Source organism: Streptomyces adustus, from assembly GCF_009377175.1.
Taxonomy (GTDB): domain Bacteria; phylum Actinomycetota; class Actinomycetes; order Streptomycetales; family Streptomycetaceae; genus Streptomyces; species Streptomyces adustus.
On sequence record NZ_VJZD01000159.1, the window covers coordinates 1 to 22,939 of the forward strand.

The window sequence follows — 22,939 nt, forward strand, 5'->3', positions numbered from 1 at the left end:
CCCGCGACCACGGCACCCCCCTCGGCCCGGCCGCCCGCCGACCGGGAACCGCTGTGGCGGGACCTGGTCGGCGACGTGCTGCGCCGCGAACGCCTTGCCCAGGAGCGCACGCTCAAGGACGTGGCCGAGCAGGCCCGTATCTCCATGCCGTACCTGTCGGAGGTGGAACGCGGCCGCAAGGAGGCCTCCTCGGAGGTCCTCGCGGCCGCCGCCCACGCGCTCGGCCTCGGCCTCGGCGACCTGCTGTCGCTCGCGCACCGGGAACTCGGCCGGCAGTCCCGCGCCGGCCGTCCGACGCCCCGCGCGCCGCACGGCGGGCTCTGCCTGGCGGCCTGACACCTCGTCGCCTGACACCCAGTCGCCTGACACCCCGCCACCGGACGGTCCGGCGGCGGCGTGGCCCGACGCCCTGCCGTCAGCCGGTCCGGCGCCGGCTCAGCACCTCGTCCGCCAGGCCGTAGGCCACCGCCTCCGGCGCGGTGAACACCTTGTCCCGGTCCATGTCCGCGCGCAGCGTCGGGATGTCGTGGTGGGTGTGCCGGGACAGCACCTCCTCCACCTGGGCGCGGATCCGGACCATCTCCTTGGCCTGGAGGGCGAGGTCGGAGACCGTGCCCTGCCGTCCGCCGCTGGCCGGCTGCCCGAGCAGCACCCGCGCGTGCTCCAGCACGAACCGCCGCCCCGGATCGCCGCCGGCCAGCAGGACGGCCGCGGTGGAGGCCGCCTGCCCGACGCAGAACGTCGAGATCGGCGCCTGTACGAACGTCATCGTGTCGTAGATCGCCATCAGCGAGGTGAACGAGCCGCCGGGGGAGTTGATGTAGATCGCGATCTCGCTCTCCGGCGAGGACGACTCCAGGTGGAGGAGCTGGGCGATGACGACGTTGGCGACGCCGTCGTCGATCTCGGTGCCGAGGAAGACGATCCGCTCCGAGAGCAGCCGACTGAACACGTCGTACGACCGCTCGCCCTGCGGGGTGCGCTCGACGACGTTCGGAATCGTGTACGTCCCCATGTCAGAGTCCGATCCTTCGTCGTGCGGCGGCCGGGCGCACGTCCGCGAGGGACTCCACGACGCCGTCCACCATGCCGTACTCCCTGGCCTGTTCGGCCGTGAACCAGCGGTCGCGGTCGCCGTCCCGGGCGATGGTCTCCGGGGTCTGGCCGGTGTGCTCGGCGGTGATCCGCTCGATGGTCCGCTTGGTGAACTCCAGGTTGTCCGCCTGGATCTCGATGTCCGCGGTGGTGCCGCCGATCCCGGCCGACGGCTGGTGCATCATGATCCGCGCGTGCGGCAGGGCGTGCCGTTTGCCGGGCGCGCCGACGCTCAGCAGGAACTGCCCCATGCTGGCGGCGAACCCCATCGCGAGCGTGCCGACGTCGTTCGGGATCAGCCGCATGGTGTCGTAGATGGCCAGGCCCGCGTGCACGGACCCGCCGGGGCTGTTGATGTACAGGCTGATGTCGGTGCGGGGGTCCTCCGCCGACAGGATCAGCAGCTGGGCGCAGACCCGGTTCGCGGAGACCTCGTCGACCTGGGTGCCCAGCAGGACGATCCGCTGCGCGAGCAACTGCGCGGCCAGATGGTCGTCGAACCTGGTCACCGGGGTGTCGCCCTCCTGGGCGTACGGCGGCCGGGTCTGCCGGGGTGCCGGGGTGAGTGGGGACATCGGCCCTCCTGAGGGTCGTCCGTCGGGCGCGGCCGGTCGGCCGTGCCGCGCTTTCCACTCTCGGCCGGGCGGGGGCGCGGCCGGGGATTTCTCGGCCCGTGGCAGATTCGCCCTCGGCAGAGGTCCCGGCCGACGCGGGCCGGTACGCCGGCTGGGCCGGTCGGAGCAGACCGCCGCCCGGCCGATGAGTTTCGCGGCCGCCCGCGGTCGACACTGGTGAACCGAGTTTCACGCTCCAGGAGGTGCGCATGACCACCGACGGATTCACCACGTGCCTGTGGTTCGACGGCCAGGCGGAGGAGGCCGCCCACTACTACGTGTCGATCTTCAAGAACTCCGGCATCGTCCGCACCGGCTACACCAACGACGCCGGACCCGGCCCGGCCGGTGCCGTGCTGGCCGTGGAGTTCACCGCCAACGGGCAGCGGTTCGTCGCGCTCAACGGCGGCCCGCAGTTCACCTTCAACGAGTCGGTCTCCTTCCAGATCTACTGCGCGGACCAGGAGGAGGTCGACTACTACTGGACCCGGCTCACCGAGGACGGCGGCGAACCGGGCTCCTGCGGCTGGCTCAAGGACCGGTACGGCCTGTCCTGGCAGGTCATCCCCGACCGCCTCATCGACATGATCGGTGACCCCGACCCGCAGAAGGCGGTCCGTACGACGCGGCTGATGCTCTCCATGGGCAAGCTCGACATCGCCGCGCTGGACCGGGCCTACGCGGGCGAGTGAACCGGCCGCGGCCGTACGCCGGACGGCCCCGGGGGGCGGGACACCCCGGGGCCGGGCCCGACGGGCCGTGGCTCAGACGCGGTCGGCCACGATCATCAGGTACTGGAAGCTGCCGTTGCGGTACGCGGACAGGAAGGTCTCCTCGATGCCCGTGACCAGATGGGGGGCCTGCCGGCGCAGGTCCCAGTAGGGGATCGTCGCCTCGGTGAGGTCCTCCACGTGGACGGGCACGAGCCGGTTGCGCGCCATGGCCCGGAAGTACGCCGACCGCGGATGGATGTCGCAGATGTAGTGGGCGTTGATGAGCGACACCTCGCGGGAGGCCTGCCCGTAGGTGTCGTTGTAGCAGCCGGTGATGACCACGTAGCGGCCGCCGCGGCGCAACAGGCGGGCGTGCTCGGCGAAGAGCTGGTCCAGCTCGACGTACATGCTGGACTCGTTGTTCCACGACGCGGCGTAGGCGCCGGTCTCCAGGCCGGTGTCGAGCATGTTGCGGTGGTGGTAGCGCACCAGGTCGTCGATACCGCGCTTGCGGGCCTGCTCGTTGGCGAACGCGGCCTGCTTGGCGGAGATCGTCACGCCGTCCGTGCGGCAGCCGTAACGCAGATGCGCCACCACGCTGCCGCCGCCGCGGCCGCAGCCGGCGTCGAAGACACGGTCGGCGGGGGTGAGGGGGCCGAGCCGGCCGGCCAGGATCTCGGCCTGGGCGTGCTCCAGGCGGTGCAGTTCGGCGGTGATGCGGTCCTGGCGTCGCAGCGGGTCGCTCTCCTCGGCCACGGTCCAGTCGACGGCTCCGACGCCGTAGTGGTGGTGGTAGAGGTCGTCCAGCCTTCCGAGTTCGAGATTGACCGGGTTCTCCTCGGCGTTCCAGTAGTCCGCGACGCGGTTCTGGTACGTGGACTGGGTGGGCACCGCTGCGGTCGTGGTGGCGGGGACGGTGGTCAAGTATGGCTCCTCGTGAGGCGTCTGACGCATGATCAGTGATCTGCTCGGCGTTACCAGTAGTCGGGCAGGTGGTAGCGATGGGTGTTGGTCGCGTGCCACTCGTGGTTGCCGGCCACCCAGTCCGACAGGCTCCGGGCGTAGCGTTCGACGAGTGGCGAGCCGGCCGACAGCAGGGCGGACTCCGCCTCGAAGGCGTCCATGATCTCGTTGTGGATCCCGACGGCCTTCAGATAGGCGGCCTTCAGCCCGCACCGCTCGTTGGCGGCGATGACCTGGGGCAGGTTGAGGTGGGTGGGGTCGGTCAGTTCCTTGGTGAAGGAGTACAGGTCGTTGACGATCGTGGTCGCGTTCGCGGCCAGCACCGTGATGCGCTGGATCTCGGGGCGGGCGTAGACCGCCTCAGGCAGCTCGTAGCCGTCCACCGCGTCGACGATCGACAGACAGGGCCGGAAGTTGTTGAACTGCCGCATCACCAGGTACTCCCACACCCGCGGCAGATGACGTGCCTCGCCCCAGGCGGCCTCGGCGAGATAGCCCAGGTGCAGCCGCGCGATGTCGTGCACGAAACGGTCGGTCTGGGAGGGGGTGGCGAGGGCGGCGTACTCCTTGAGGGCCCAGTGGTACGACCGCAGCGGGCCGTCGGCCTGCATACCGCGCAGCCACTCCTCCTGGACCGCGGGCGGGCCGTGGTACGGGTCGAGCGCCGACTGGGCCAGGATCAGCCGGCCCCCCAGGCCGCTGCGCGATCCGCCCTTGTCCTCGTCCTCCTCGCAGTAGCAGTTGTCGACGATGTTCTCGGCCAGCAGCAGCTTGCCCGCGACGGTGAGATGGTCCAGGCCTGCCGCCTCAGGGTGCTGGAGCACCACGGCCCGGCCGAACTGGAACCCCGCGAAGTCGCCGTTCCAGGCCTCGGGGAACAGGTCGAGGGCGCGGGCCCACTCCTCCAGCCTGCGGTCGATCTCCGCGGCCTTCTCGGGGTCGGCGGGCGTGACGGGCCGGTGTCTGAGGCCGGGGACCGCCCCGCCGCGCCGGGCCGTGAGGGAGCCGGCGAGATCGGGTGGTCCGGGCAGCGTGAAGCCGCCGGCGGGGGGTGTGCTCATGTCGTGCTCCCCGCGGTCAGTCGGCGGTCCGGCCGAGCTGCACGTTCTCCAGGACGCCCACCGCGTCGGGCACCAGGATGGCCATCGAGTAGTAGGCGGTGACCAGGTAGCGGATGATCGCGGCGGTGTCGATCCCCATGAACCGCACGTTCAGCCCCGGCTGGAACTCGTCCGGCAGGCCGGTCTGGTACAGGCCGACGACACCCTGGTCGGACTCCCCGGTGCGCAGCGCCACGATGCTGCTGGTGTGCTGGTCGCTGATCGGGAGCTTGTTGCAGGGAAAGATCGGCACACCCCGCCAGGCCGGGATCTCGTGCCCCTCGACGTTCGCGGTGCCGGGCACCAGACCGCGCCGGTTGCACTGCCGGAAGAAGGCGGCGATCGCCTTCGGATGGGCGAGGAACAGCTTTGTTCTGCGGCGCATGGACAGCAGCTCGTCCATGTCGTCCGGGGTCGGCGGGCCGGTGAAGGTGCTGATGCGCTGGCCGTAGTCGGCGTTGTGCAGCAGCCCGAACTCCCGGTTGTTGACCAGCTCCCACTCCTGGCGCTCGCGGACCTCCTCGACGGTCAGCCGCAGTTGCTCCTCGGTCTGGTTCATCGGCTGGTTGTAGAGGTCGGCGACCCGGGTGTGGACCTTCAGCACGGTCTGGGTGAGCGACAGTTCGTACTCGCGCGGCGCGAGGTCGTAGTCCACGAAGCCGCCGTCGAGCGTCGGCTCGCCGACATGACCGGCCTGGAGCGGGACGTCCGCCTCGCCCTTGCGGTTCATGGGCCGTTGCTGCCGCTCGGCGTAGGCCCGCAGATGTGCGGCGAGGGAGGGCGCCCGCTCGGTGAGGTCCATGACGAGGTCCCAGGGCAGGGTCAGCAGCACCCCGTCCGTCTCCGCCCGCACCGAGGTCAGCCACAGCGGGTCGGGCCGGCCGATGCCCTCGTCCCCCAGCTGGTCGCCGCCGCTGACGACCCCGAGGATCTCCTCCTCGCCGTACTTCCCGGCCGCGTACCGGGTGAACCGGCCGTGGACGATCAGATAGGCCTCCGTCATGGGCTGCCCGGCCTCGTACAGGACCTGGCCGGAGCGCACCCTGCGGACCCGGAAGCGGGAGGCGAGCTCCTTGAGGACCTCCAGGTCGTCGTAGCCGCGCAGGGTCGGCAGCTCGGTCAGCGTCCGGGGGACGACCTTGATGTCGTCGGCGCCGTTCTGCTCGAACTGCACCCGGCCCCGGCCTGCCCGCAGCGTCAGCCGTCGGTTCACCCGGTAGGTGCCGCCCTTGACGTCCACCCACGGCAGCGCGCGCAGCAGCCAGCGCGAGCTGATCGCCTGCATCTGCGGCGCCGACTTGGTGGTGGTGGCGAGCTGGCGGGCCGCCTGGGTGCTGAGGCTGGTGAGCGGCGCGTCGGCGGCGGGCTCGGGTGCGGGTTCGTCGGTGAGGGGACCGGTGGCGCTGTCCGGTGTGGACACATTCTCTCCCGGAAGATCGGACAAGGGTGAGCGGATGGGTCGTCGGTGCCCGGGTGGGCCGTGCGCTGGACCAAGCCAAACAGCCGGGACGCCGGAGGGGTACGGCGCAAGAGGGGCGGATTTGCACAGCGGATGGTCAAACATCCCGAATGAGGCGGAAGGGGTGTCTTGTGAGCTTCCGTGCGCCGCAACGGCTGTGTGAACGGCGAGTTTGGAGTAGCCACGAGAGGCCGCGAGACGCCACGCGAGGCCGCGGGAGATCAGAGGAGATCAGAGGGGATCAAGTGGCGTCAGCAGAGATCGCGAGAGGGCACGAGAGATCGCGAGAGGTCACGAGAGGTCGTCCACCAGCACCGCGGCCCCGTCGAAACGTCCCGCCGCGAGATCCGCCAGGGCCCGGTCCGCCCGGGACAGCGGATAGACGTGCGTGGTCGCGCGCACCCGGTGACGGGCGGCCAGGGCCAGGAACTCCCGGGCGTCAGCACGGGTGTTGGAGGTGACGCTGCGCACCTCCTTCTCGTAGAACAGCTCGCTCTCGTAGTGCAGCGCGGGCACGTCGCTCAGATGGATGCCGGCGATCGACAGCACCCCGCCCCGGTCCAGGGCCCGCAGGGCGACCGGGACCAGTTCGCCCGCGGGGGCGAACAGGACGGCGCTGTTCAGAGGTTCGGGCGGCATGTCGTAGGCGTCCCGGGCCGAGGCCGCCCCGAGCTCCAGCGCCAGCCGGCGCGCGGCGGCACCCCGGGTCAGCACATGCACCGTGGCCCCCTCCGCCAGCGCGAGCTGCGCGCACAGATGGGCGCTGCCGCCGAAGCCGTAGAGCCCGAGCCGTCCGCCCGGCGGCAGCGCGGCGCGCCGCAGCGCCCGATAGCCGATGATGCCCGCGCACAGCAGCGGCGCGAGCGCCACGTCGTCGACGTCCGCGGGCAGCCGGTGGGCGAACGCGGCCGGAACGGTCGTGTACGGCGCGTAGCCCCCGTCGGCGTCCCACCCCGTGTACCGCGAGGCCGGGCAGAGGTTCTCGGCGCCGCGCACGCAGTACGCACAGGTGCCGTCGGTGCGGCGCAGCCAGGCCACCCCCACCCGCTCGCCCGGCGTGAAGCCGCGCACCGCCGCGCCGAGGCCCGCCACCTCGCCGACCACCTCGTGCCCGGGCGTCACCCCGCTCCTGCGCACCGGCAGATCACCCTCGGTGACGTGCAGGTCGGTCCGGCACACCCCGCACGCCCGCACCCGCACCAGCAGTTCGTCGTCCGCCGGAACCGGGACCGGCTTCTCCACCAGCCGCAGCGGCCCGTCCCCGAGCGGCCCCGGGGTGACCACCGACCAGGCCGGCATCGTCGCGTCCGCCATCGCGCGCTCCGTCCGTCGCGGCGGCGCCCGTCTGCGCCCGTCTGCGCCCACGTGCGCCCGGGTCCGCCCTTATCCGTCCGTATTCCTTCCAGTGTGTAACGCAGGGGCGTGTTCGGCGCGCGATGAAACCGGCCGATGGCTAGCGTGAGGAACCCGACAATGCCACCGAGCCGAGAGGTCCGCAGCCATGGCCGTACCACCCGAGGGAACACCCTGTTGGGCCGATGCGATGTTCAGCGACGTGGAGGGGGCCAAGACCTTCTACGGCGACGTCCTCGGCTGGACCTTCGGCGAGTCGTCGTCGGAGTACGGCAACTACACCCAGGCCTATGCGAACGGCAAGGCGGTCGCCGCGGTCGTACCTCCCATGCCCGGCCAGGAGGGGCAGTCGCAGTGGTGCCTGTACTTCGCCTCGCCGGACGCCGCCGCCACCGCGGCGCGGATCCGGGAGCACGGCGGTGAGGTGCTGATGGAGCCGATGCAGGTCGGCGAGTTCGGCACCATGTGCCTGGCCCGCGAGCCCGGTGGCGCCGTCTTCGGCGTCTGGCAGGGCGGTGTGCACACGGGCTTCGAGGCGGTCGCCGAGCCCGGCGCCTACTGCTGGGCCGAGGTCTTCACCCGTGAGCCCGAGAAGACGGACGCGTTCCTCCCCGCGGTCTTCTCCTACACGGCGAAGCAGTTGCAGGACGACGCGGTCGACTTCCGCATGTTCGACCTCGGCGACCAGACCGTCCTCGGCCGGATGAGGATGACGGACGACTTCCCGCCCGAGGTGCCCTCGTACATCAACGTCTACTTCACCGTCGCCGACTGCGACGAGGCCGTCGCCAAGGCCACCAAGCACGGTGCGGTGCTGCGGTTCGGTCCGATGGACGGTCCGTTCGGCCGGTTCGCCGCGCTCAGCGACCCGCAGGGCGCGAACTTCTCGGTGATCGACATCACCAGGACGGCGGGGGAGATGCCGAAGAGCACGGACGTCTCCTGATCCGGTGGGCTTGTGAGCTTGTGCACCGTGCCCCGGAGGGGTGGTCGGGCGTGGCATGATCGAGACCATGCTTGAACGTGTGGTGGCCGCGTGCGACGGGGCTTCGAAGGGGAACCCGGGACCGGCGGGCTGGGCGTGGGTCGTCGCCGACGAGACACAGACCCCGGCCCGCTGGGAAGCCGGGCCGCTGGGCAGGGCGACCAACAACATCGCCGAACTCACCGCCCTGGAGCGCCTGTTGGCGGCGACCGACCCCGGACTGCCGCTGGAGATCCGGATGGACTCGCAGTACGCGATGAAGGCCGTCACCACCTGGCTGCCCGGCTGGAAGCGCAACGGCTGGAAGACGTCCGCGGGCAAGCCGGTCGCCAATCAGGAGCTCGTCGTACGCATCGACGCGCTCCTGGACGGCCGCTCGGTCGAGTTCCGGTACGTGCCGGCCCACCAGGTCGACGGCGACCCGCTCAACGACTTCGCCGACCGCGCCGCGAGCCAGGCGGCGATCGTCCAGGAGGCGGCGGGGAGCGCGCTCGGCTCGCCCGAGCCGCCGCCCTCGCCCGACACCCCGCCGTCCGGCGCGCCGCGCCGCCGTGCTTCCTCCGCACGCTCCGCGGGCAAGTCCGCCGCGGCGCGCACCGGCGGCTCCGCGCGGACGATCAAGGCGAAGTTCCCCGGCCGCTGCGTCTGCGGACGCCCGTACGCGGCCGGCGAGCCGATCGCCAAGAACGACCAGGGCTGGGGCCACCCGGAGTGCCGGACCGCCGGCGCCGGCTGAGCGCGGGAGGCCGATCGGTGTGCGGGCGGGGTCCGGTGCACGCACCGGACCCCGCCCGCGTCCGTCGTGGACCGGGTCGGTCGGTCGGGTCGGTCAGTCGGTGTCGAAGGTGTAATGGGCGGTGTGGTCGAGCAGATCCGCCGGGGACGTGTCGTTCCAGGGCTTCATCCGCTCGTCGCGGTCGACGACGTCCGGCGTCCCGCCGGTGGGCAGGTACCCGGAGGCGGGGTGCCTGCGCTGCCACTGGGCCCACAGCTTGTCGATGTACGCGTGGTGCAGCCAGAACACCGGGTCGTTCGGGGACACCCCGGTCGCCATCTGACCGCCGACCCAGACATGGACCCGGTTGTGCAGATTGACCCCGCGCCAGCCCTCCAGATGGTTGCGGAAGCCGTCCGAGCCGCTGTTCCAGGGCGCCATGTCGTACGTCGCCATCGCCAGCACGGAGTCGACCTCGGCCGGCGTCGGCAGTTCACGCACCCCGGTGCCGAGCGAGCGCCGCAGATAAGTCCGGCCGTCCACCCGGACGTTGAGCGGCCAGTTCCCGGTGGCCGCCGCGAACGGCCCGTCCATGACGCGGCCGTCCAGGCTGCGCCCGGTGCCGCCGAGGAAGTCCGGAGCCCACAGCGAGGCCCGCGCGGAACGGTCGGCGGACCAGTTCCAGTACGGCAGCGCCACCGAGGGGTCCACCGACTGGAGCGCCCGCTCGAACTCCAGCAGGAATCTGCGGTGCCAGGGCAGGAAGGACGGTGAACGGTGGCCGGTGCGCTCGCCGTTGTCGGTGTCGCCGACGATGAAGGCGTTGTGCGTGGTGACGAAGGCGTCGTAGCGGCCGCTGCGCTTGAGTTCGAGGACGGCGGCGACGAAACGCCGCTTCTCGTCGGCGGTCAGGCTCGCCTGGTTCTTGCGGACGGTCATATGCGGGTGCTCCCGAAGTGCTTGCGTGGCGGGGTCAGTTGGCGGGGAAGGGGACGAGCCGGGCGCCCTGGAGCTCGTCGACCGCGGCACGCGCGGCGGCGCGCGGGTCGGCCACCGGGGCGTAGTGGCTGACGACGCTGATCCAGGTCCCGTCGGCGTTGCGCATCACGTGCAGTTCCACGCCGTCGACGAACACCGCGTATCCGTCGCCGTGACCGCCCCCGTGGTGATGGCCGCCGCCGGCCGCCGCCCGGCCCTGTATCCGGCGGCCCTTGTAGACCTCGTCGAAGGGTTCGGGAAGGCCGTGGTCGTGAGCGCCGGCCGCGGCCGGTCCGGCGGTGGTGACGGCCGAGGCCGACCCGGCGGCGGTGACGGTCGTGGCGCCGGCCGCGGCGGCGAGGGCGGCCGCGGCGGTGAGCGCACGGCGTCGGCTGAGTTCCGGCATACAGGACCTCCCAGGTGAGTTCGGTTGACGACCCCGTATGCCTATCTGTTCGGTCCAGAGCGGGAGAAATCGCTTCGGGACGGTTGGCTACGATCAGGACAAGTAGCCACATGTCATGCAAGGTTGAACGAAGATGATCTTGCTGTCGCCGGTGCCCTACGACCCCCGGAAGGGGGAAATCCTCCCCTCGGCGGGCCGGATTCGGATGATCTTTCACAGGGGCCTGGCCTGCGCGTGGCCTGGCTCACCTCGCGAGACTGGCGCGATCCGAGTGGCCGGAACCCGGACGCCCGGACTGCTACTGTGCGTCGTCAACTGACCGCTTTGGGTAATTCCTAGGGGTGCGCGTGAAGGTCGCCTGCGTCGGAGGCGGGCCCGCCGGCCTGTATCTCTCGATCCTGCTGAAGGGGCAGAACCCGTCCCACGACATCACCGTCCACGAGCGAAACCCCGAGGGCACCACCTACGGCTGGGGTGTCACCTACTGGCGTGATCTGCTCGACAAGCTCCACGCCCGCGACCCCGAGTCGGCGCGCGCCGTCGAGGAGAGCTCCGTCCGCTGGCACCAGGGCGTCGCCCATGTGCGGGACCTGTCGACCCGCAGGCCCGGCGACGCGGGCCACGGCATCGGCCGCCACCGGCTGCTGGAGATCCTCACCGCCCGTGCCCGCGCCCTCGGGGTGCGGCTGGAGTTCGCGCACGAGATCACCCCCGAGCGACTGCCCGACGCCGATCTCGTCGTGGCCGGAGACGGAGTGCGCAGCGCCCTGCGCACCGCGCACGCCGGACACTTCGGCACGGAGCTGACGGCGGGCCGCAACACCTACACCTGGCTCGGCACCACCAAGGTCTTCGACTCGTTCACCTTCGCCTTCGTGGAGAGCGCGCACGGCTGGATCTGGTGCTACGGCTACCCCTTCGGCCCCGGACACAGCACCTGCGTGATCGAATGCGCCCCGGAGACCTGGACGGGCCTCGGACTCGACCGGGTGAGCGAGTCCGAAGGGGCGGCCCTGCTGGAGAAGCTCTTCGCCCATGTGCTGGACGGTCACCCGCTGATCGGCCGCGCCTCGGGCGACGGCGGCGCCCAGTGGCTGACCTTCCGCACCCTCACCAACCGCACCTGGCACCGCGGCAACCTCGTCCTGCTGGGCGACGCCGCCCACACCACCCACTACTCCATCGGCGCCGGCACCACCCTCGCCCTGGAGGACGCCATGTCGCTCGCCGACGCGCTGCGCGACCATGCCGGGCTCCCGCAGGCGCTGGCCCGCTACGAGCGCGAACGCCGGGCGGCCCTGCTCTCCGTGCAGAGCGCCGCCCGCTACAGCGCCCAGTGGTACGAGAACCTGACCCGTTACATCGACCTGCCCCCGGAGCGGATGTTCGCCCTGCTCGGCCAGCGGCACTCGCCCCTGCTGCCCTACGTCCCGCCCCAGCTCTACTACCGGATCGACCGCGCGGCCGGGCAGTCGCAGGCGCTGCGACGGCTCAAGCGCTGGCTGGGCCCGAAGGTCGCGCGGAGCGTGCACGCGAGGGTGCTGTCCGGCCGCGAATAGCCCCCGCGAAACGATGCCGGAGTTGGGTGAATGACCATTCACCGATAGGGTGAATGGTCATTCACCTTTATGCTTTCCGTGTCGGCCACTGGAGTGTTCATGGCGTCGTCCGCCCCGATATCCGACCCGTCCGCCCCGGTCGGCGGGCCCCCGGCCGGTGGTTCCGGGAGCCTGCGGGAACGGCTCACCATCCCGGTGCTCGCCTTCGGCGGCACTCTCATGGCCGTCATGCAGACGGTCGTCGTGCCCTTGCTCCCGGACCTGCCCCGGCTCACCGGAGCCGCGCCGGGCACGGTCTCCTGGATGGTCACGGCGACCCTCCTGTCGGGCGCCGTACTCACCCCGGTGCTCGGCCGGGCGGGCGACATGTACGGCAAGCGTGGGGTGCTGCTCGCGGCTCTCGGCCTGATGACCCTCGGCTCCGTCACCTGTGCCCTCACCTCCGACATCCGCGTCCTCATCGCCGCCCGCACCCTCCAGGGCGCCGCGACCGCCGTCGTACCGCTGTCGATCAGCATCCTGCGGGACGAGCTGCCCCCGGAGCGCCGGGGCTCCGCGGTGGCGCTGATGAGCTCGACCGTGGGCATCGGCGCGGCCCTGGGCCTGCCGGCCGCGGCCCTGATCGTGCAGTACACCAACTGGCACGTCATGTTCTGGGTGACGTCGGCGCTCGGCGCGTCCGGCGTCGCGCTGATCCGGTGGGCGGTGCCCGAGTCGCCGGTCCGCGCGCCCGGCCGGTTCGACGTCGCCGGGGCGCTGGGGCTGGCCGTCGGACTGATCTGCCTGCTGCTGGGCGTGTCCCAGGGCGGCCAGTGGGGCTGGGGCAGCCCGCGGATCACGGGACTGTTCCTCACCGCGGCCGCCGTCCTCGGCCTGTGGTGGTGGCAGCAGCTGCGCGCCCGTCAGCCGCTGGTGGACCTGCGGCTGGTGACCCGCCCCAAGGTCGGCCTGTCCCACGCGGCCGCCCTGCTGACCGGGTTCGCCTTCTACGCCAACACCCTGGTGACGGCCCAGCTGGTGCAGGCGCCCGAGGCCACCGGTTACGGGCTCGGCCTGTCCATCGTCCAGACCGGTCTCGTCCTGCTGCCGAGCGGGATCATCATGCTGCTGTTCTCGCCGCTCTCGGCCCGTATCTCCGCGGCCCGCGGACCACGCGTCACGCTGGCACTCGGGACCGCCGTCATCGCGGCCGGCTACGCGGTGCGCATCGCGGACAGCCACCAGCTCTGGATGATCATGGTGGGCGCCGCGGTCGTGGCGACCGGTACGACCCTCGCGTACTCCGCGCTGCCGTCGCTGATCCTGCACGCCGTGCCCGCCGAGCAGACCGCCTCCGCCAACGGCGTCAACGTCCTGATGCGCACCATCGGCCAGGCGGTCTCCAGCGCCGCCGTCGCGGCGGTGCTGGTCCGGCACACCAGCCCCGTCGGCGGCGTCCCGGTGCCGACGCTGCACGGCTATCTGATGGCGTTCTCGATCGCCGGCCTGGTCGCCCTGGCGGCGAGCGCGGTGGCGCTGAGCATCCCCGGCGACCGGTCGTCCGACGAGGTCCGGCGGACCCGGGGCAGGACCCGCTCGGCGCGGGACGGGGTGAAGGAGGGAGCATGAGTGCCGTGCGCACCACACCGTCCGACTCCGCCACACCGTCCGACGCCGCCCTGCCCTCGGATCCCGCGGGTCCGGCCCCCGGCCGCCGGGACGCCGAGGCGACCAAGGCGGTCATCCTGCGCGCGGCCCGGTACCTACTGGCCCGGCACGCCCACGCCGACATCACGCTCAAGGCGGTCGCCGAGCGCGCCGGGGTGAGCCCGCCGCTGATCCTGAAGTACTTCGGCAACAAGGACACCCTGTTCGCCCGCGTGATGTCCTTCGAGACCGACGCGGGCGGCCTGCTGGACGCCCCGGTGCGCGAACTCGGCCGCCACATGGTCCGGTACGTCCTGGAGAGCCAGGTCGAGCGGGGCGCGGACCCCGTGCTGCGGATCGTCTTCGCGCCCCTGCACGGAGAGCACGGCGAAGTGCTGCGGGCCAACTTCCGCAGCCAGGTCACCGCCCGGCTGGCCGCCCGCCTGGACGGCCCCGACGCGGGGCTGCGCGCCGAACTCGCCCTGGCCGCCCTGCTCGGCCTGGGGGTGATGTTCGGCATCGCCCGAGGCGCCGAACTCCGGGCGGCCGCCCTCGACGAGCTCGTCGACCGCTACGCCCCGGCCGTACAGGCCCAGCTGACGCCCTGACGCCCTGACGCCCTGACGCCCTGGCGCCTTTCCGAAGGCCTTCGGCCCGCGAGCGGGTGGCACCGGCAGGGGGCGGAGGCGCCTGTTCCATGTCAGGGCGTGACGGATGACAGACTGACGGCATGGACGAGCGCGAATTCGGAAGGTCCGGCCGGCACGCATCCGTCGTCGGCCTCGGCACATGGCAGCTGGGCGCCGACTGGGGCGACGTGGACGACAAGGAAGCCCTCGCGGTACTGGAGGCGGCCGCCGAGTCGGGGGTGACCTTCTTCGACACCGCCGACGTGTACGGCGACGGGCGCAGCGAGCAGACCGTCGCCGCCTTCCTCAGCGGCCGGCCCGACCTGCACGTGGAGGTCGCCACCAAGATGGGCCGCCGGGTCGACCAGATCCCCGAGAACTACGTCCTGGACAACTTCCGGGCCTGGAACGACCGTTCCCGGCGCAACCTCGGCGTCGACCGCATCGACCTGGTGCAGCTGCACTGCCCGCCGACGCCCGTCTACTCCTCCGACGAGGTCTTCGACGCCCTCGACACCCTGGTCGAGGAGGAGCGCATCGCCTCGTACGGCGTCAGCGTGGAGACCTGCGCGGAGGCGCTGACCGCGATCGCCCGGCCGAACGTGGCGAGCGTGCAGATCATCCTCAACCCGTTCCGCATGAAGCCGCTGCGCGAGGTGCTGCCGGCCGCCCGTGAGGCGGGCGTCGGCATCATCGCCCGGGTACCGCTCGCCTCGGGCCTGCTGTCGGGCAAGTACACCAAGGACACGGTCTTCGCCGCGAACGACCACCGCACCTACAACCGGCAGGGCGAGGCCTTCGACCAGGGCGAGACCTTCTCCGGCGTCGATTTCACGACGGGTGTCGAGGCGGCCGCGGAGTTCGCCGCCCTCGCCCCCGAGGGGTACACCCCGGCCCAGCTGGCGCTGCGCTGGATCGTCCAGCAGCCCGGTGTGACCACCGTGATCCCCGGTGCCCGCTCGCCCGAGCAGGCGCGCGCCAACGCGACCGCGGCCAGACTTCCCGAGCTGTCCGAGGCGACGCTCACCGCGATCACCGAGCTCTACGACCGCCGGATCAAGGACCAGGTGGAAGCCCGCTGGTAGTCCCCACGGACCGCTGATCCGCGGAACCGGGCGCGAGGCGGGACGCCCGATGGCCCGCCCGCCCCGCGCCTTCGGTGTCTCGGATCAGATCCGCCCCGCGCCTTCGGCGCCGCGGGTCAGATCCGTCCGCCGGTCAGCCGGGTCAGCGGTCCCTGTGCCCGCCGCTGCGAGCGGCGTCCCGCCAGATAGGAGACGGTGGTCAGCGCGGTCAGACCGGCGCCCACCCCGGCGGCGGTGAGCTTGCGCCGGCCGACCGCCGTCCAGGCGGTCTGGGCCGTGGCCGCGACCTGCCCGGCGGAGGTGACGATCGCCTGGCGCCCGACCTCGACCCCCTTGGCCGCCGACTGGGCCAGTCCGCTCGTCGCGTCGACCGCACGGCCCGCGACACCCTTGGCCGCCGACGTGGCGTCTTCCGTCCGCGCGGCCAACGCCTTCGCGGTGCGCGCGGCCGGAGCCGTCAGCCGCTCGGCGGTCTGCCGCCCCTGGGCCGCTGCCGCCGCGTGCGCGTTCACGTCCTTGCTGGATTCACTCATGAAATCCGCCTTGCCGCTCGCTCCGGACGCAAACGCACCGGGTTCCGGGCGGCCGCCGCACCGTCACCGCCGTGAGCGGAGGGGCACCCGGGGGAACACGGAGCAGGACGGCACCGGCGGCCGGAGCAGGGAGGCATCATGTCGGACGGCGTGGACGGGGCGAGCAGACGCGGCGGGCGCGACGAGAGCGAGGACGAACGGGCGGACCGGATGTGGCAGGAGCTGATCCAGGAGGTCCGGGTGGCCCAGACCGGGGTGCAGATCCTGTTCGGCTTTCTGCTCACGGTCGTCTTCACCCCGAAGTACGCCCAGCTCGCCCATACCGACCAGGTCATCTATGTCGTGACCGTCGTCCTGGGCGCCGCCGCGACGGGTGCCCTGATCGGTCCGGTGTCCCTGCACCGGGTCGTGGCGGGCCGCAGGGTCAAGCCCCGCGCGGTGCGGCTGGCCTCCCGGATGACGTTCGTGGGACTCCTGCTGCTGCTCCTCACCATGACCACCTCCCTGCTGCTGATCCTGCGGGTGGCGACCCACTCCGACTGCGTGCCCTACCTGGTCGCGGCCGTGGTCATCTGGTACGCGCTGTGCTGGTACGTGCTGCCGCTGTGGGCGCGTCGTCGTCACACGTCCCGCTGAGCCGCAGCGCGGTCAGCTGCCGGTCGTGCACGCGTCCCAGCAGCAGCACCGAGACGGTGGCACCGATCAGCGCGCAGAACATGTCCCACTGCGTGTCCCAGACATCGCCCTGGGTGGCCAGGAAGGCGTCCGCCGAGTGCCCCCCGATCACCGCCGCCGCCCACTCGAACATTTCGAACAGGGCGCTGAAGGCGAGACAGGCGCACACGGTCAGCGGGGCCAGCCATCGACTGTTCCGCAGCGGCGAGGTGCGCACGAGCAGCTCCCGCACCAGCACGGCCGGGACGAAGCCCTGCATCAGATGGCCGAACCGGTCGTAGGGGTTGCGGTCCAGTCCGAAGGTGTCCCGCACCCAGTCGCCGAGCGGCACCTGTGCGTAGGTGTAGTGACCGCCGAGCGCGAGCACCAGCGAGTGCGCCGCCAGCAGACCGCACAGCAGACCGGTCAACGGGAACCGGCGCCAGGTGAGCAGGACCAGCGGCAGGCCGACGAACACCCACACCGTCTCCAGGAACCAGGTGGTCCGGTCGCGCGGCTGCCAGCCGGACACGACGAGACCGGCCACCGCCACGACGGCGAACAGGACGGGCGGGACACGGCGGGGGAGGGGACGAGCAGCAGGCATCAGCGGGCTCCTTGTCGGCGAGGGCCCCATCGTCGTGCCACCGGCCGGCCGCCGGCATGAGTACGGCTACTCAGCTCTCCGGGTGCCGCTCGCGCGAGGTGCGCAGCGCGGTGATGGCCGTGCCGATCGCCGCCCGGAGCTCTTCGAGCCGCTGCACCATGTCGTCCTCGTAGAACTCCTCGGCGTCGTCGAAGGTCAGCTCCTCGAAGACCTTGGTGGCCTTCTGGAGGCTGCTGTAGAACTTCGTCCGCCGCTCCTGGACCCGCAGTTCGGCGTCCGCCTCCACCGCCTCGACGACGAGGGACTTCATGGTGTCGTAGGCCTCGGTCGCCCATTCGACGCTGTCCTCGTCGTCGTCCAGCTCGTCCAGCAGCGACAGGTGTCGCTCGGCCTCCTGGCGCAGCGGGGCGGGCGCGTCGACGGTCTGTCCGGCGGGCGTCCTGATCTGCCCGGACTCCGCGATCTGGCGTACGTACCCGATGCGGTCGGCGGACCGGCTCTCGGAGGCCACCGCCTTCTTGAGATCGTCGGTGCGTACGACGTCACGCGCCCACTCGGTCTGGAGCTCGGGGTCCTCCCGGACGCGGTCGAGCAGTGCCTGCCGGGCGGCCCGCGCGGTGGAGGGGTCGGCGAGGATGGCGGCGCGCAGGGCGGTGGGGTTCTCGGCCACCTCCAGCGCCTTCGTCGGACGGATGCCCTCGGCCTCGGCGGCCTCGGCGATGGCAGTGCCGCGCTCGGACGTGGCGCTGGAGCGGGAGACGTAGTAGCCCGTCCACAGGTCGGCGTCCGGCAGTTCGACCTGCTGACCCGGTGCCAGCGCCTCGAAGTGCGGGACGACACCGTCGTCGGCGGCCCGGTCCCAGGCCTTGTAGTAGCGCATGACCCGCTCGGCGGAGCATCCCGCGAGCTCCGCGAACTCCTTCGCCGACACCTTGGCCGTCCCGTCCGCGCCCTGCCCGCCGGGCCGCACGCTGCGCGCCACCATCAGGCCGAAGGCCCAGCCGCCGGTCCGCGCGTACACGCCGAACTCGCGCGCGTCGCGCGCCACCAGGTCGGACAGGGGCGCGGGAGAGGTCTCGGGCGGGACGATCGCTACGGTCACGGGTGGCTCTCCTGATCGGTGGCGGCACGGCTGGTCGGTCTGCACGGGTGCAGACGGACCAGCCTATATGGACCCATTGGCGTTGATTTCCCGTGTTCGGACAGGGCCGGTGGGTGCGTCCGGCGGGCCCGGGTGCGCCCGCCGGGGCCGCAGGGCCCTTGTGCGCCGGGCGAAACCGCCGCACGCGCGGGGGCGGCCGGGCGGGAACCGGCACACTCCGCGAGGAAAGTGCCGCACTCTGAGCGGGAAACCTCACATTCCGGACGGAAAACGTCGCCCGCGAGGCGAGAAATGCCGTCGAACGCGTCCGGGCCCCGGGAGAGGATGCCGGTATGAGCGAGCGAACCCTGCCCACGAGCACCCCCGCCGCCGAGGGCGTCGACGCGTCCGGCGTCCACGCGTTCCTCGACGCCCTGGAGGACGCGCAGGACATCGAGCCGCACAGCCTGATGATCGTCAGACACGGCAGAGCGGTCGCCTCCGGCTGGTGGGCGCCGTATGCGCCCGAGCGCCCCCACCTGCTGTACTCGCTCAGCAAGAGCTTCACCGCGACGGCCGCCGGGTTCGCCCTGGCCGAGGGGCTGATCGATCTCGACGCCCCGGTGATCTCGTACTTCCCGGAGTTCGAGGCCGACATCACCGACGCCCGCAGCCGCGCCATGCGGGTCCGGCATGTGGCGTCCATGTCCAGCGGACATCTCGCCGAGACCGTCCACGACTCCCTCGCCCTCGACGCCGAGGAGCCCGTACGGGGATTCCTGCTGCTGCCACCGGAACGCGACCCGGGCACGGTCTTCGCCTACAACCAGCCCACCACGTACACGCTGGCCGCGATCGTCCAGCGGGTGACCGGGCAGACCCTCACCGCGTATCTGCGGCCCCGGCTGCTGGACCCGCTCGGCATCGGCGAGGTGTCCTGGCTGCGGGACCGGGCAGGGCGCGAGCTCGGCTACAGCGGACTGCACGCCACCACCGACACCGTCGCCCGGCTGGGCCAGCTGTATCTGCGCGGCGGGGTCTGGGACGGCGAGCGGCTGCTGTCGCGGGAGTGGGTCCGATCGGCCACCCGCGAGCAGATCCCCACCTCGGGCGCCATGGGCGCGGCGGACCGGCAGGACTGGGACCGCGGCTACGGGTTCCAGTTCTGGCAGTCCCGGCACGGCTACCGCGGCGACGGGGCGTACGGCCAGTTCTGCCTGGTGCTGCCCGAGTACGACGCCGTGATCGCGACGACCGCCGCGACCGTGCAGATGCAGGCCCTGCTGAACCTGGTCTGGCGGCACCTGCTGCCCGCCTTCGGCCCCGCGCCCCTGCCCGGCCGTGCGCGGGCGGACGCGGACCTCGCCCGGCGGCTGGCGGCGCTCGCGCTGCCCCCGGCCGCGGGCCTGGGCGCGCCGCCCGGGCGGGCCGAGGACTGGGCCGGCGCCGAGTTCACCCCGGCCGGCGGTGTCTGCGCCGCCCAGCCGGGCCTGACCTCGGTCGCCGTCGCCGCGGACCCGGACGGCTGGACGCTGATCCTCACCGAGGACGGCGAACCCCATCGGCTCCGGCTCGGGGCGGACGGATGGAGTGTCGCGCGGCAGCCGCTGCCCACCGCGGTGACCGGTGGCTGGACCGACGGGCGCACCCTTGAGGCGCACGTGCTGTTCCTGGAGACACCGCACCGGCTGGTGGTGACCTGCTCGCTCGACGACCGGACCTTCACGGCCCGCTGGCCCACCGAACCGCTGCACGGCGGGCGGCTGCGTTCCCTGCGCGCGCCGCACGGCTCATTGCTGTGACCCCGGCCGGAAGGTGCGCAGGAAGACGTCCAGCGCCTGCCGGTTAGCGGCGCTGTCCCAGTCGGTGGCGGGCGTCGTCCAGCGCAGCGAGAAGCTGCGGTCCCCGCCGAGCAGGAAGCCGCGGCCGAAGGTGTGCACCCGGGTACCGTCCACGTCGGCGAGCCACTCCATGTCGGCGGCCTTGTACCCCTGGTACGTGGTGGCGCGGATCTCCCCGATGCGCCGGAACCCCGCGTCCTGCGCGAGATTGGGCTGCACGTCGTCCCGCCAGACGGCGACCGGGTCCGGGCCCGCGTTCTCGCTGTACGTCACCGCGAGCGTGCGCGGATCGCCCGCCGCGCCGAATGTGACGCGGTAGGCCTGATCGGTCGCGCGCTCGGTGCGCAGGGGCTGCCAGCCGTCGGGGAGGGCGACGGCGAAGCCCTCCGGCGCGGAGTAGACGCGGAAACCGGCCGGCAGCGCGGTGGCGGAGACCGAGGAGGACGGCGTGGGCGACGTCGGGGCGGCGGTCGGTGTGCCGGCGGGTCTTTCACCGTCCGGCGCGCCGCCCGTGGCGGACGCCGCCGAGGACGCCGAGGGGCGGGACCGGGAGCCGGTCGCGGCGTCGCCGCCGGACTGCTGTCCGGTGGTGGCCAGCACGGCGACCGCGACGGTGACGACGGCCAGGCCGGTCCCCACGGCCATGGCCCGGCCGCTCCACTCCGGACCGGCGTGCCGGACGGCGGCGTACGCACCGCGCAGCCCGGGCGCGGGCGCGGCGGGCTGCGCCGCGTCGGGGTCCGCGGTGAGGACCCGGCCGAGGATCTCGCGCAGTTGTGGGCGGGTCAGCCGTTCCCGGGAGTTCTTGCGCAGCAGTCCCTGCACGGCCCCTGTCAGCGGCCCGCTGCGCACCGGGGTGCGCAGCGGCAGCCGGTCCACGCTGCGCAGCGTGGCCTCGGGCCGCTCCCGCTCCCGGAACGGCGGACGCCCTTCGAGCAGCGAGTAGAGGATCGCGCCCAGGGCCCACAGGTCGGCCGCGGGGCCGATGCGTTCGTCACGTGCCTGTTCGGGGGAGGCGTACGACGGTGCCGTGACCCGGGGGGCGAGCGTCGCGCCCGCCAGCCCGAACCCGGTGACCATGATCGGGCCACGGTCGGGGACGTAGATCTGGCCCGGGCTCAGCTCGCCGTGGGTGATGCCCTGACCGTGCGCGGCCTCCAGCACGTCCAGCAGCTCCAGCCCGATCCGGGCCGCCCGTACATGGTCGAAGCTGCCCTGCCGGGCGAGGAGTTCGCTGAGCGGGGTGCCGTCGACCCACTCCGTGACGGTCCACAGGGTGCCCGCGTCCTCGACGGCGTCGACCACCGGCACGACCCGCCCGGGGCACAGCCGCACCAGGGTCTCCGACATGCGCAGGATGCGGCCGGTGGTCCGGCGGACGTCCTCCTCGCCCGTGAGGCCCCCGCCGAGGCCGCCCGGGAACCCGATCTGGGTGAGCAGACACGGGCGTTGGGCCTCCATGTCCTCGCCGTACCAGCAGATCCGGTTCGCTTCGCGGGAGACGACATCGAGCAGCCGGTACCGCCCGGCCACCGACTCTTGTGTGAAGACATGCGCCTCGGCCATCGTCATCCCTCGCTGCAACCCGCGTAGCTCTTCTTGCCCATGGGTACGGGAGCCGTGACGGGGTGTGTTCAATCGCACGCGACTTCCCGGAAATTCCTGTCTTTCGTTCAAAAATGGTCCGGTCCAACGGTGCTGAAATTGCGTCAGGTGGCCGGAGTGCGGCACTGGGCCCCGCTCCCACCTCGGACGGGGTGCCACGGCGCCGTGCCGCGATCGGGCGCCGTGAATTCATCCAGCCGTAACCCAGATAGCGATTACTGATGTGTCCACCTTGCGGTAACCAGCGGTAAGAGAACACCGATACGAAAAGGACCGCGCCGGATTTTCTGTGCCGCGACGCACCCCGCACGGTGAGCACCCGGGGCGACCGCCCCGGCCTCAGAGCTCGCGGTCCACCAGGAACCCCAGCAGGGACCGCAGTCCGGCGACGGCCGGCTCCCGCAGCGCCGTTCCGCCGAGCGCCCGCTCCACGGCGGCGACGCTCCGCCCGGCCTCGGCCAGCGCCGCCCGGCGCCCGCCCGCCCGTTCGACCAGCTCCGCCGCCTCCTCGGCGTCCCCGCCCGCCGCCAGCAGCGCCGCGAGGCGACGGGCGGCCGGCGTGGGCGCGTCGAGGGCGAGCAGCACGGGCAGCGTCTTCTTCCGCTCGCGCAGATCGCCGTGCACGGGCTTGCCGGTGACGGCCGGATCGCCCCAGATGCCCAGCACGTCGTCGACGATCTGGAAGGCGACCCCCAGCTGTCGGCCCGCCCGGTCGAGCGCGGCTACCGTCGACGGCGGCGCGCCGGCGAGCCGGGCGCCGAGGGCGGCGGCGCAGCCCAGCAGGGCGCCCGTCTTGCCCTCGGCCATCGCCCGGTACTCGGCGGGCCGCACGCGGTCCGGTCCGGTCCACGGGCGCTCGGCGAACAGCAGGTCGTCCGCCTGCCCGCGCATCACCTCGCGCAGTGCCGCGGACAGCGGAACCACGGCACCCGGCCCGCCGGGCGCGGCGGCGAGCGTCTCCACGGCCAGCGCGAACAACGCGTCCCCCGCGAGCACCGCAGGACCCGTGCCGTACGCCTTCCACACGGTGGGGCGGCGGCGCCTGGTCACGTCGGCGTCCATGATGTCGTCGTGCACCAGCGAGAAGGCGTGCACGAGCTCCACGGCGACCGCGGCGGGGACGCCGGTCCGGGCAGGTGCGCCGGCCGCCTCCGCGCCCAGCACGGCCAGCGCCTGTCGCACCCCCTTGCCGCCGGTGCCGGCGACCGGCGCGCCGCCGACCTCGCACCAGCCGAAGGAGTACGCGGCCATCTCCCCGAGCCAGGGATGCAGCCGGCCCACGGCCTCCCGCAGCGCAGGATCCACCAAGGCCCGGCAGCGGTCGAGGACATGGGGGGC

General features: G+C 72.4%; 23 protein-coding genes. 10 read left to right on the forward strand and 13 right to left on the reverse strand.

Going from position 1 to position 22,939, the window contains the following annotated elements; all coding sequences use genetic code 11:
- Positions 1–336, forward strand: a 336-nt coding sequence (locus FNH09_RS30595) for a helix-turn-helix domain-containing protein (RefSeq protein ID WP_152893146.1), incomplete at its 5' end; no start/stop codon positions are given.
- A 79-nt stretch (positions 337–415) separates the two neighbouring features.
- Here FNH09_RS30595 and FNH09_RS30600 read toward each other — a convergent pair.
- On the reverse strand, positions 416–1,015 hold the full coding sequence (locus FNH09_RS30600; protein ID WP_152893147.1) for a ClpP family protease: 600 nt from the start codon (positions 1,013–1,015) through the stop codon (positions 416–418).
- A gap of 1 nt (position 1,016) precedes the next feature.
- The gene (locus FNH09_RS30605; protein WP_152893148.1) at positions 1,017–1,670 is read right to left on the reverse strand and encodes an ATP-dependent Clp protease proteolytic subunit; all 654 of its coding nucleotides are present in this window, start codon (positions 1,668–1,670) and stop codon (positions 1,017–1,019) included.
- Positions 1,671–1,918: 248 nt separating this feature from the next.
- Here FNH09_RS30605 and FNH09_RS30610 point away from each other — a divergent pair, with 248 nt between their 5' ends.
- Positions 1,919–2,401, forward strand: coding sequence for a VOC family protein (locus FNH09_RS30610; RefSeq protein WP_152893149.1), 483 nt, complete (start codon positions 1,919–1,921; stop codon positions 2,399–2,401).
- Positions 2,402–2,473: 72 nt separating this feature from the next.
- Here FNH09_RS30610 and FNH09_RS30615 read toward each other — a convergent pair whose 3' ends face one another.
- The 4 genes from FNH09_RS30615 to FNH09_RS30630 all read right to left on the reverse strand — a co-directional run bounded on the left by FNH09_RS30615 (position 2,474) and on the right by FNH09_RS30630 (position 7,243).
- Positions 2,474–3,376, reverse strand: a complete 903-nt coding sequence (locus FNH09_RS30615; protein ID WP_152893150.1) for a geranyl diphosphate 2-C-methyltransferase — start codon at positions 3,374–3,376, stop codon at positions 2,474–2,476.
- 20 nt (positions 3,377–3,396) lie between these two features.
- Entirely contained in the window at positions 3,397–4,446 is a 1,050-nt protein-coding gene (locus FNH09_RS30620) for a family 2 encapsulin nanocompartment cargo protein terpene cyclase (RefSeq protein WP_152893151.1), read from the reverse strand.
- A gap of 16 nt (positions 4,447–4,462) precedes the next feature.
- Positions 4,463–5,905, reverse strand: coding sequence for a family 2B encapsulin nanocompartment shell protein (locus FNH09_RS30625; protein WP_162469333.1), 1,443 nt, complete (start codon positions 5,903–5,905; stop codon positions 4,463–4,465).
- Between the two features lie 330 nt (positions 5,906–6,235).
- Positions 6,236–7,243, reverse strand: coding sequence for a zinc-binding alcohol dehydrogenase family protein (locus FNH09_RS30630; protein WP_202919784.1), 1,008 nt, complete (start codon positions 7,241–7,243; stop codon positions 6,236–6,238).
- Between the two features lie 202 nt (positions 7,244–7,445).
- Here FNH09_RS30630 and FNH09_RS30635 point away from each other — a divergent pair, with 202 nt between their 5' ends.
- Together FNH09_RS30635 and FNH09_RS30640 are read left to right on the forward strand one after the other, a co-directional pair.
- Positions 7,446–8,243, forward strand: a complete 798-nt coding sequence (locus tag FNH09_RS30635; RefSeq protein WP_152893154.1) for a VOC family protein — start codon at positions 7,446–7,448, stop codon at positions 8,241–8,243.
- 55 nt (positions 8,244–8,298) lie between these two features.
- Positions 8,299–9,018, forward strand: a complete 720-nt coding sequence (locus tag FNH09_RS30640; protein ID WP_152893155.1) for a ribonuclease H family protein — start codon at positions 8,299–8,301, stop codon at positions 9,016–9,018.
- A 93-nt stretch (positions 9,019–9,111) separates the two neighbouring features.
- On the opposite strand, the gene melC2 is transcribed toward FNH09_RS30640, so the two are convergent.
- Complete coding sequence (melC2, locus tag FNH09_RS30645; protein WP_152893156.1) at positions 9,112–9,936, reverse strand: tyrosinase MelC2; 825 nt, start codon at positions 9,934–9,936, stop codon at positions 9,112–9,114.
- A gap of 34 nt (positions 9,937–9,970) precedes the next feature.
- A complete protein-coding gene (gene melC1 / locus FNH09_RS30650; RefSeq protein ID WP_152893157.1) occupies positions 9,971–10,381 on the reverse strand; it encodes an apotyrosinase chaperone MelC1 in 411 nt (136 codons plus the stop codon).
- A 347-nt stretch (positions 10,382–10,728) separates the two neighbouring features.
- Between melC1 and FNH09_RS30655 the strand changes: the two genes are divergently transcribed.
- The 4 genes from FNH09_RS30655 to FNH09_RS30670 all read left to right on the forward strand — a co-directional run bounded on the left by FNH09_RS30655 (position 10,729) and on the right by FNH09_RS30670 (position 15,280).
- On the forward strand, positions 10,729–11,940 hold the full coding sequence (locus tag FNH09_RS30655; protein ID WP_338017726.1) for an FAD-dependent monooxygenase: 1,212 nt from the start codon (positions 10,729–10,731) through the stop codon (positions 11,938–11,940).
- A gap of 99 nt (positions 11,941–12,039) precedes the next feature.
- Entirely contained in the window at positions 12,040–13,548 is a 1,509-nt protein-coding gene (locus FNH09_RS30660; protein WP_152893158.1) for an MFS transporter, read from the forward strand.
- Complete coding sequence (locus FNH09_RS30665) at positions 13,545–14,174, forward strand: TetR/AcrR family transcriptional regulator (RefSeq protein WP_152893159.1); 630 nt, start codon at positions 13,545–13,547, stop codon at positions 14,172–14,174. The genes FNH09_RS30660 and FNH09_RS30665 overlap by 4 nt, the downstream gene beginning before the upstream one ends.
- Before the next feature lie 122 nt (positions 14,175–14,296).
- Complete coding sequence (locus FNH09_RS30670) at positions 14,297–15,280, forward strand: aldo/keto reductase (RefSeq protein WP_152893160.1); 984 nt, start codon at positions 14,297–14,299, stop codon at positions 15,278–15,280.
- Between the two features lie 116 nt (positions 15,281–15,396).
- Here FNH09_RS30670 and FNH09_RS30675 read toward each other — a convergent pair whose 3' ends face one another.
- Positions 15,397–15,813, reverse strand: a complete 417-nt coding sequence (locus FNH09_RS30675; RefSeq protein WP_152893161.1) for a hypothetical protein — start codon at positions 15,811–15,813, stop codon at positions 15,397–15,399.
- Between the two features lie 138 nt (positions 15,814–15,951).
- Between FNH09_RS30675 and FNH09_RS30680 the strand changes: the two genes are divergently transcribed.
- On the forward strand, positions 15,952–16,449 hold the full coding sequence (locus tag FNH09_RS30680) for a DUF6328 family protein (protein ID WP_152893162.1): 498 nt from the start codon (positions 15,952–15,954) through the stop codon (positions 16,447–16,449).
- Here the strand turns inward: FNH09_RS30680 and FNH09_RS30685 are convergent.
- Together FNH09_RS30685 and FNH09_RS30690 are read right to left on the reverse strand one after the other, a co-directional pair.
- Positions 16,382–17,074 (reverse strand): DUF2238 domain-containing protein, encoded by a 693-nt coding sequence (locus tag FNH09_RS30685; protein ID WP_152893163.1) that lies wholly within the window; start codon positions 17,072–17,074, stop codon positions 16,382–16,384. The genes FNH09_RS30680 and FNH09_RS30685 overlap by 68 nt on opposite strands.
- 70 nt (positions 17,075–17,144) lie before the next feature.
- Positions 17,145–18,176 carry a hypothetical protein gene (locus FNH09_RS30690; protein ID WP_338017727.1) on the reverse strand — a complete coding sequence of 344 codons (1,032 nt, stop codon included), beginning with the start codon at positions 18,174–18,176 and terminating at the stop codon, positions 17,145–17,147.
- 332 nt (positions 18,177–18,508) lie between these two features.
- Between FNH09_RS30690 and FNH09_RS30695 the strand changes: the two genes are divergently transcribed.
- A complete protein-coding gene (locus FNH09_RS30695) occupies positions 18,509–19,957 on the forward strand; it encodes a serine hydrolase domain-containing protein (RefSeq protein ID WP_152893164.1) in 1,449 nt (482 codons plus the stop codon).
- Here the strand turns inward: FNH09_RS30695 and FNH09_RS30700 are convergent.
- Together FNH09_RS30700 and FNH09_RS30705 are read right to left on the reverse strand one after the other, a co-directional pair.
- Complete coding sequence (locus FNH09_RS30700) at positions 19,946–21,568, reverse strand: serine/threonine protein kinase (protein WP_152893165.1); 1,623 nt, start codon at positions 21,566–21,568, stop codon at positions 19,946–19,948. The genes FNH09_RS30695 and FNH09_RS30700 overlap by 12 nt on opposite strands.
- Before the next feature lie 372 nt (positions 21,569–21,940).
- The coding region (locus tag FNH09_RS30705) for a polyprenyl synthetase family protein (protein ID WP_152893166.1) at positions 21,941–22,939 on the reverse strand (999 nt) is incomplete at its 5' end.

Excerpts from the sequence above, each read along its gene's own strand:
- FNH09_RS30600 (WP_152893147.1), bottom strand. The coding sequence starts at position 1,015 with ATGGGGACGTACACGATTCCGAACGTCGTCGAGCGCACCCCGCAGGGC.
- FNH09_RS30605 (WP_152893148.1), bottom strand. The coding sequence starts at position 1,670 with ATGTCCCCACTCACCCCGGCACCCCGGCAGACCCGGCCGCCGTACGCC.
- FNH09_RS30610 (WP_152893149.1), top strand. The coding sequence starts at position 1,919 with ATGACCACCGACGGATTCACCACGTGCCTGTGGTTCGACGGCCAGGCG.
- FNH09_RS30615 (WP_152893150.1), bottom strand. The coding sequence starts at position 3,376 with ATGCGTCAGACGCCTCACGAGGAGCCATACTTGACCACCGTCCCCGCC.
- FNH09_RS30620 (WP_152893151.1), bottom strand. The coding sequence starts at position 4,446 with ATGAGCACACCCCCCGCCGGCGGCTTCACGCTGCCCGGACCACCCGAT.
- FNH09_RS30630 (WP_202919784.1), bottom strand. The coding sequence starts at position 7,243 with ATGCCGGCCTGGTCGGTGGTCACCCCGGGGCCGCTCGGGGACGGGCCG.
- FNH09_RS30635 (WP_152893154.1), top strand. The coding sequence starts at position 7,446 with ATGGCCGTACCACCCGAGGGAACACCCTGTTGGGCCGATGCGATGTTC.
- FNH09_RS30640 (WP_152893155.1), top strand. The coding sequence starts at position 8,299 with ATGATCGAGACCATGCTTGAACGTGTGGTGGCCGCGTGCGACGGGGCT.
- melC2 (WP_152893156.1), bottom strand. The coding sequence starts at position 9,936 with ATGACCGTCCGCAAGAACCAGGCGAGCCTGACCGCCGACGAGAAGCGG.
- melC1 (WP_152893157.1), bottom strand. The coding sequence starts at position 10,381 with ATGCCGGAACTCAGCCGACGCCGTGCGCTCACCGCCGCGGCCGCCCTC.
- FNH09_RS30660 (WP_152893158.1), top strand. The coding sequence starts at position 12,040 with ATGGCGTCGTCCGCCCCGATATCCGACCCGTCCGCCCCGGTCGGCGGG.
- FNH09_RS30665 (WP_152893159.1), top strand. The coding sequence starts at position 13,545 with ATGAGTGCCGTGCGCACCACACCGTCCGACTCCGCCACACCGTCCGAC.
- FNH09_RS30670 (WP_152893160.1), top strand. The coding sequence starts at position 14,297 with ATGGACGAGCGCGAATTCGGAAGGTCCGGCCGGCACGCATCCGTCGTC.
- FNH09_RS30675 (WP_152893161.1), bottom strand. The coding sequence starts at position 15,813 with ATGAGTGAATCCAGCAAGGACGTGAACGCGCACGCGGCGGCAGCGGCC.
- FNH09_RS30680 (WP_152893162.1), top strand. The coding sequence starts at position 15,952 with ATGTCGGACGGCGTGGACGGGGCGAGCAGACGCGGCGGGCGCGACGAG.
- FNH09_RS30685 (WP_152893163.1), bottom strand. The coding sequence starts at position 17,074 with ATGCCTGCTGCTCGTCCCCTCCCCCGCCGTGTCCCGCCCGTCCTGTTC.
- FNH09_RS30695 (WP_152893164.1), top strand. The coding sequence starts at position 18,509 with ATGAGCGAGCGAACCCTGCCCACGAGCACCCCCGCCGCCGAGGGCGTC.
- FNH09_RS30700 (WP_152893165.1), bottom strand. The coding sequence starts at position 21,568 with ATGACGATGGCCGAGGCGCATGTCTTCACACAAGAGTCGGTGGCCGGG.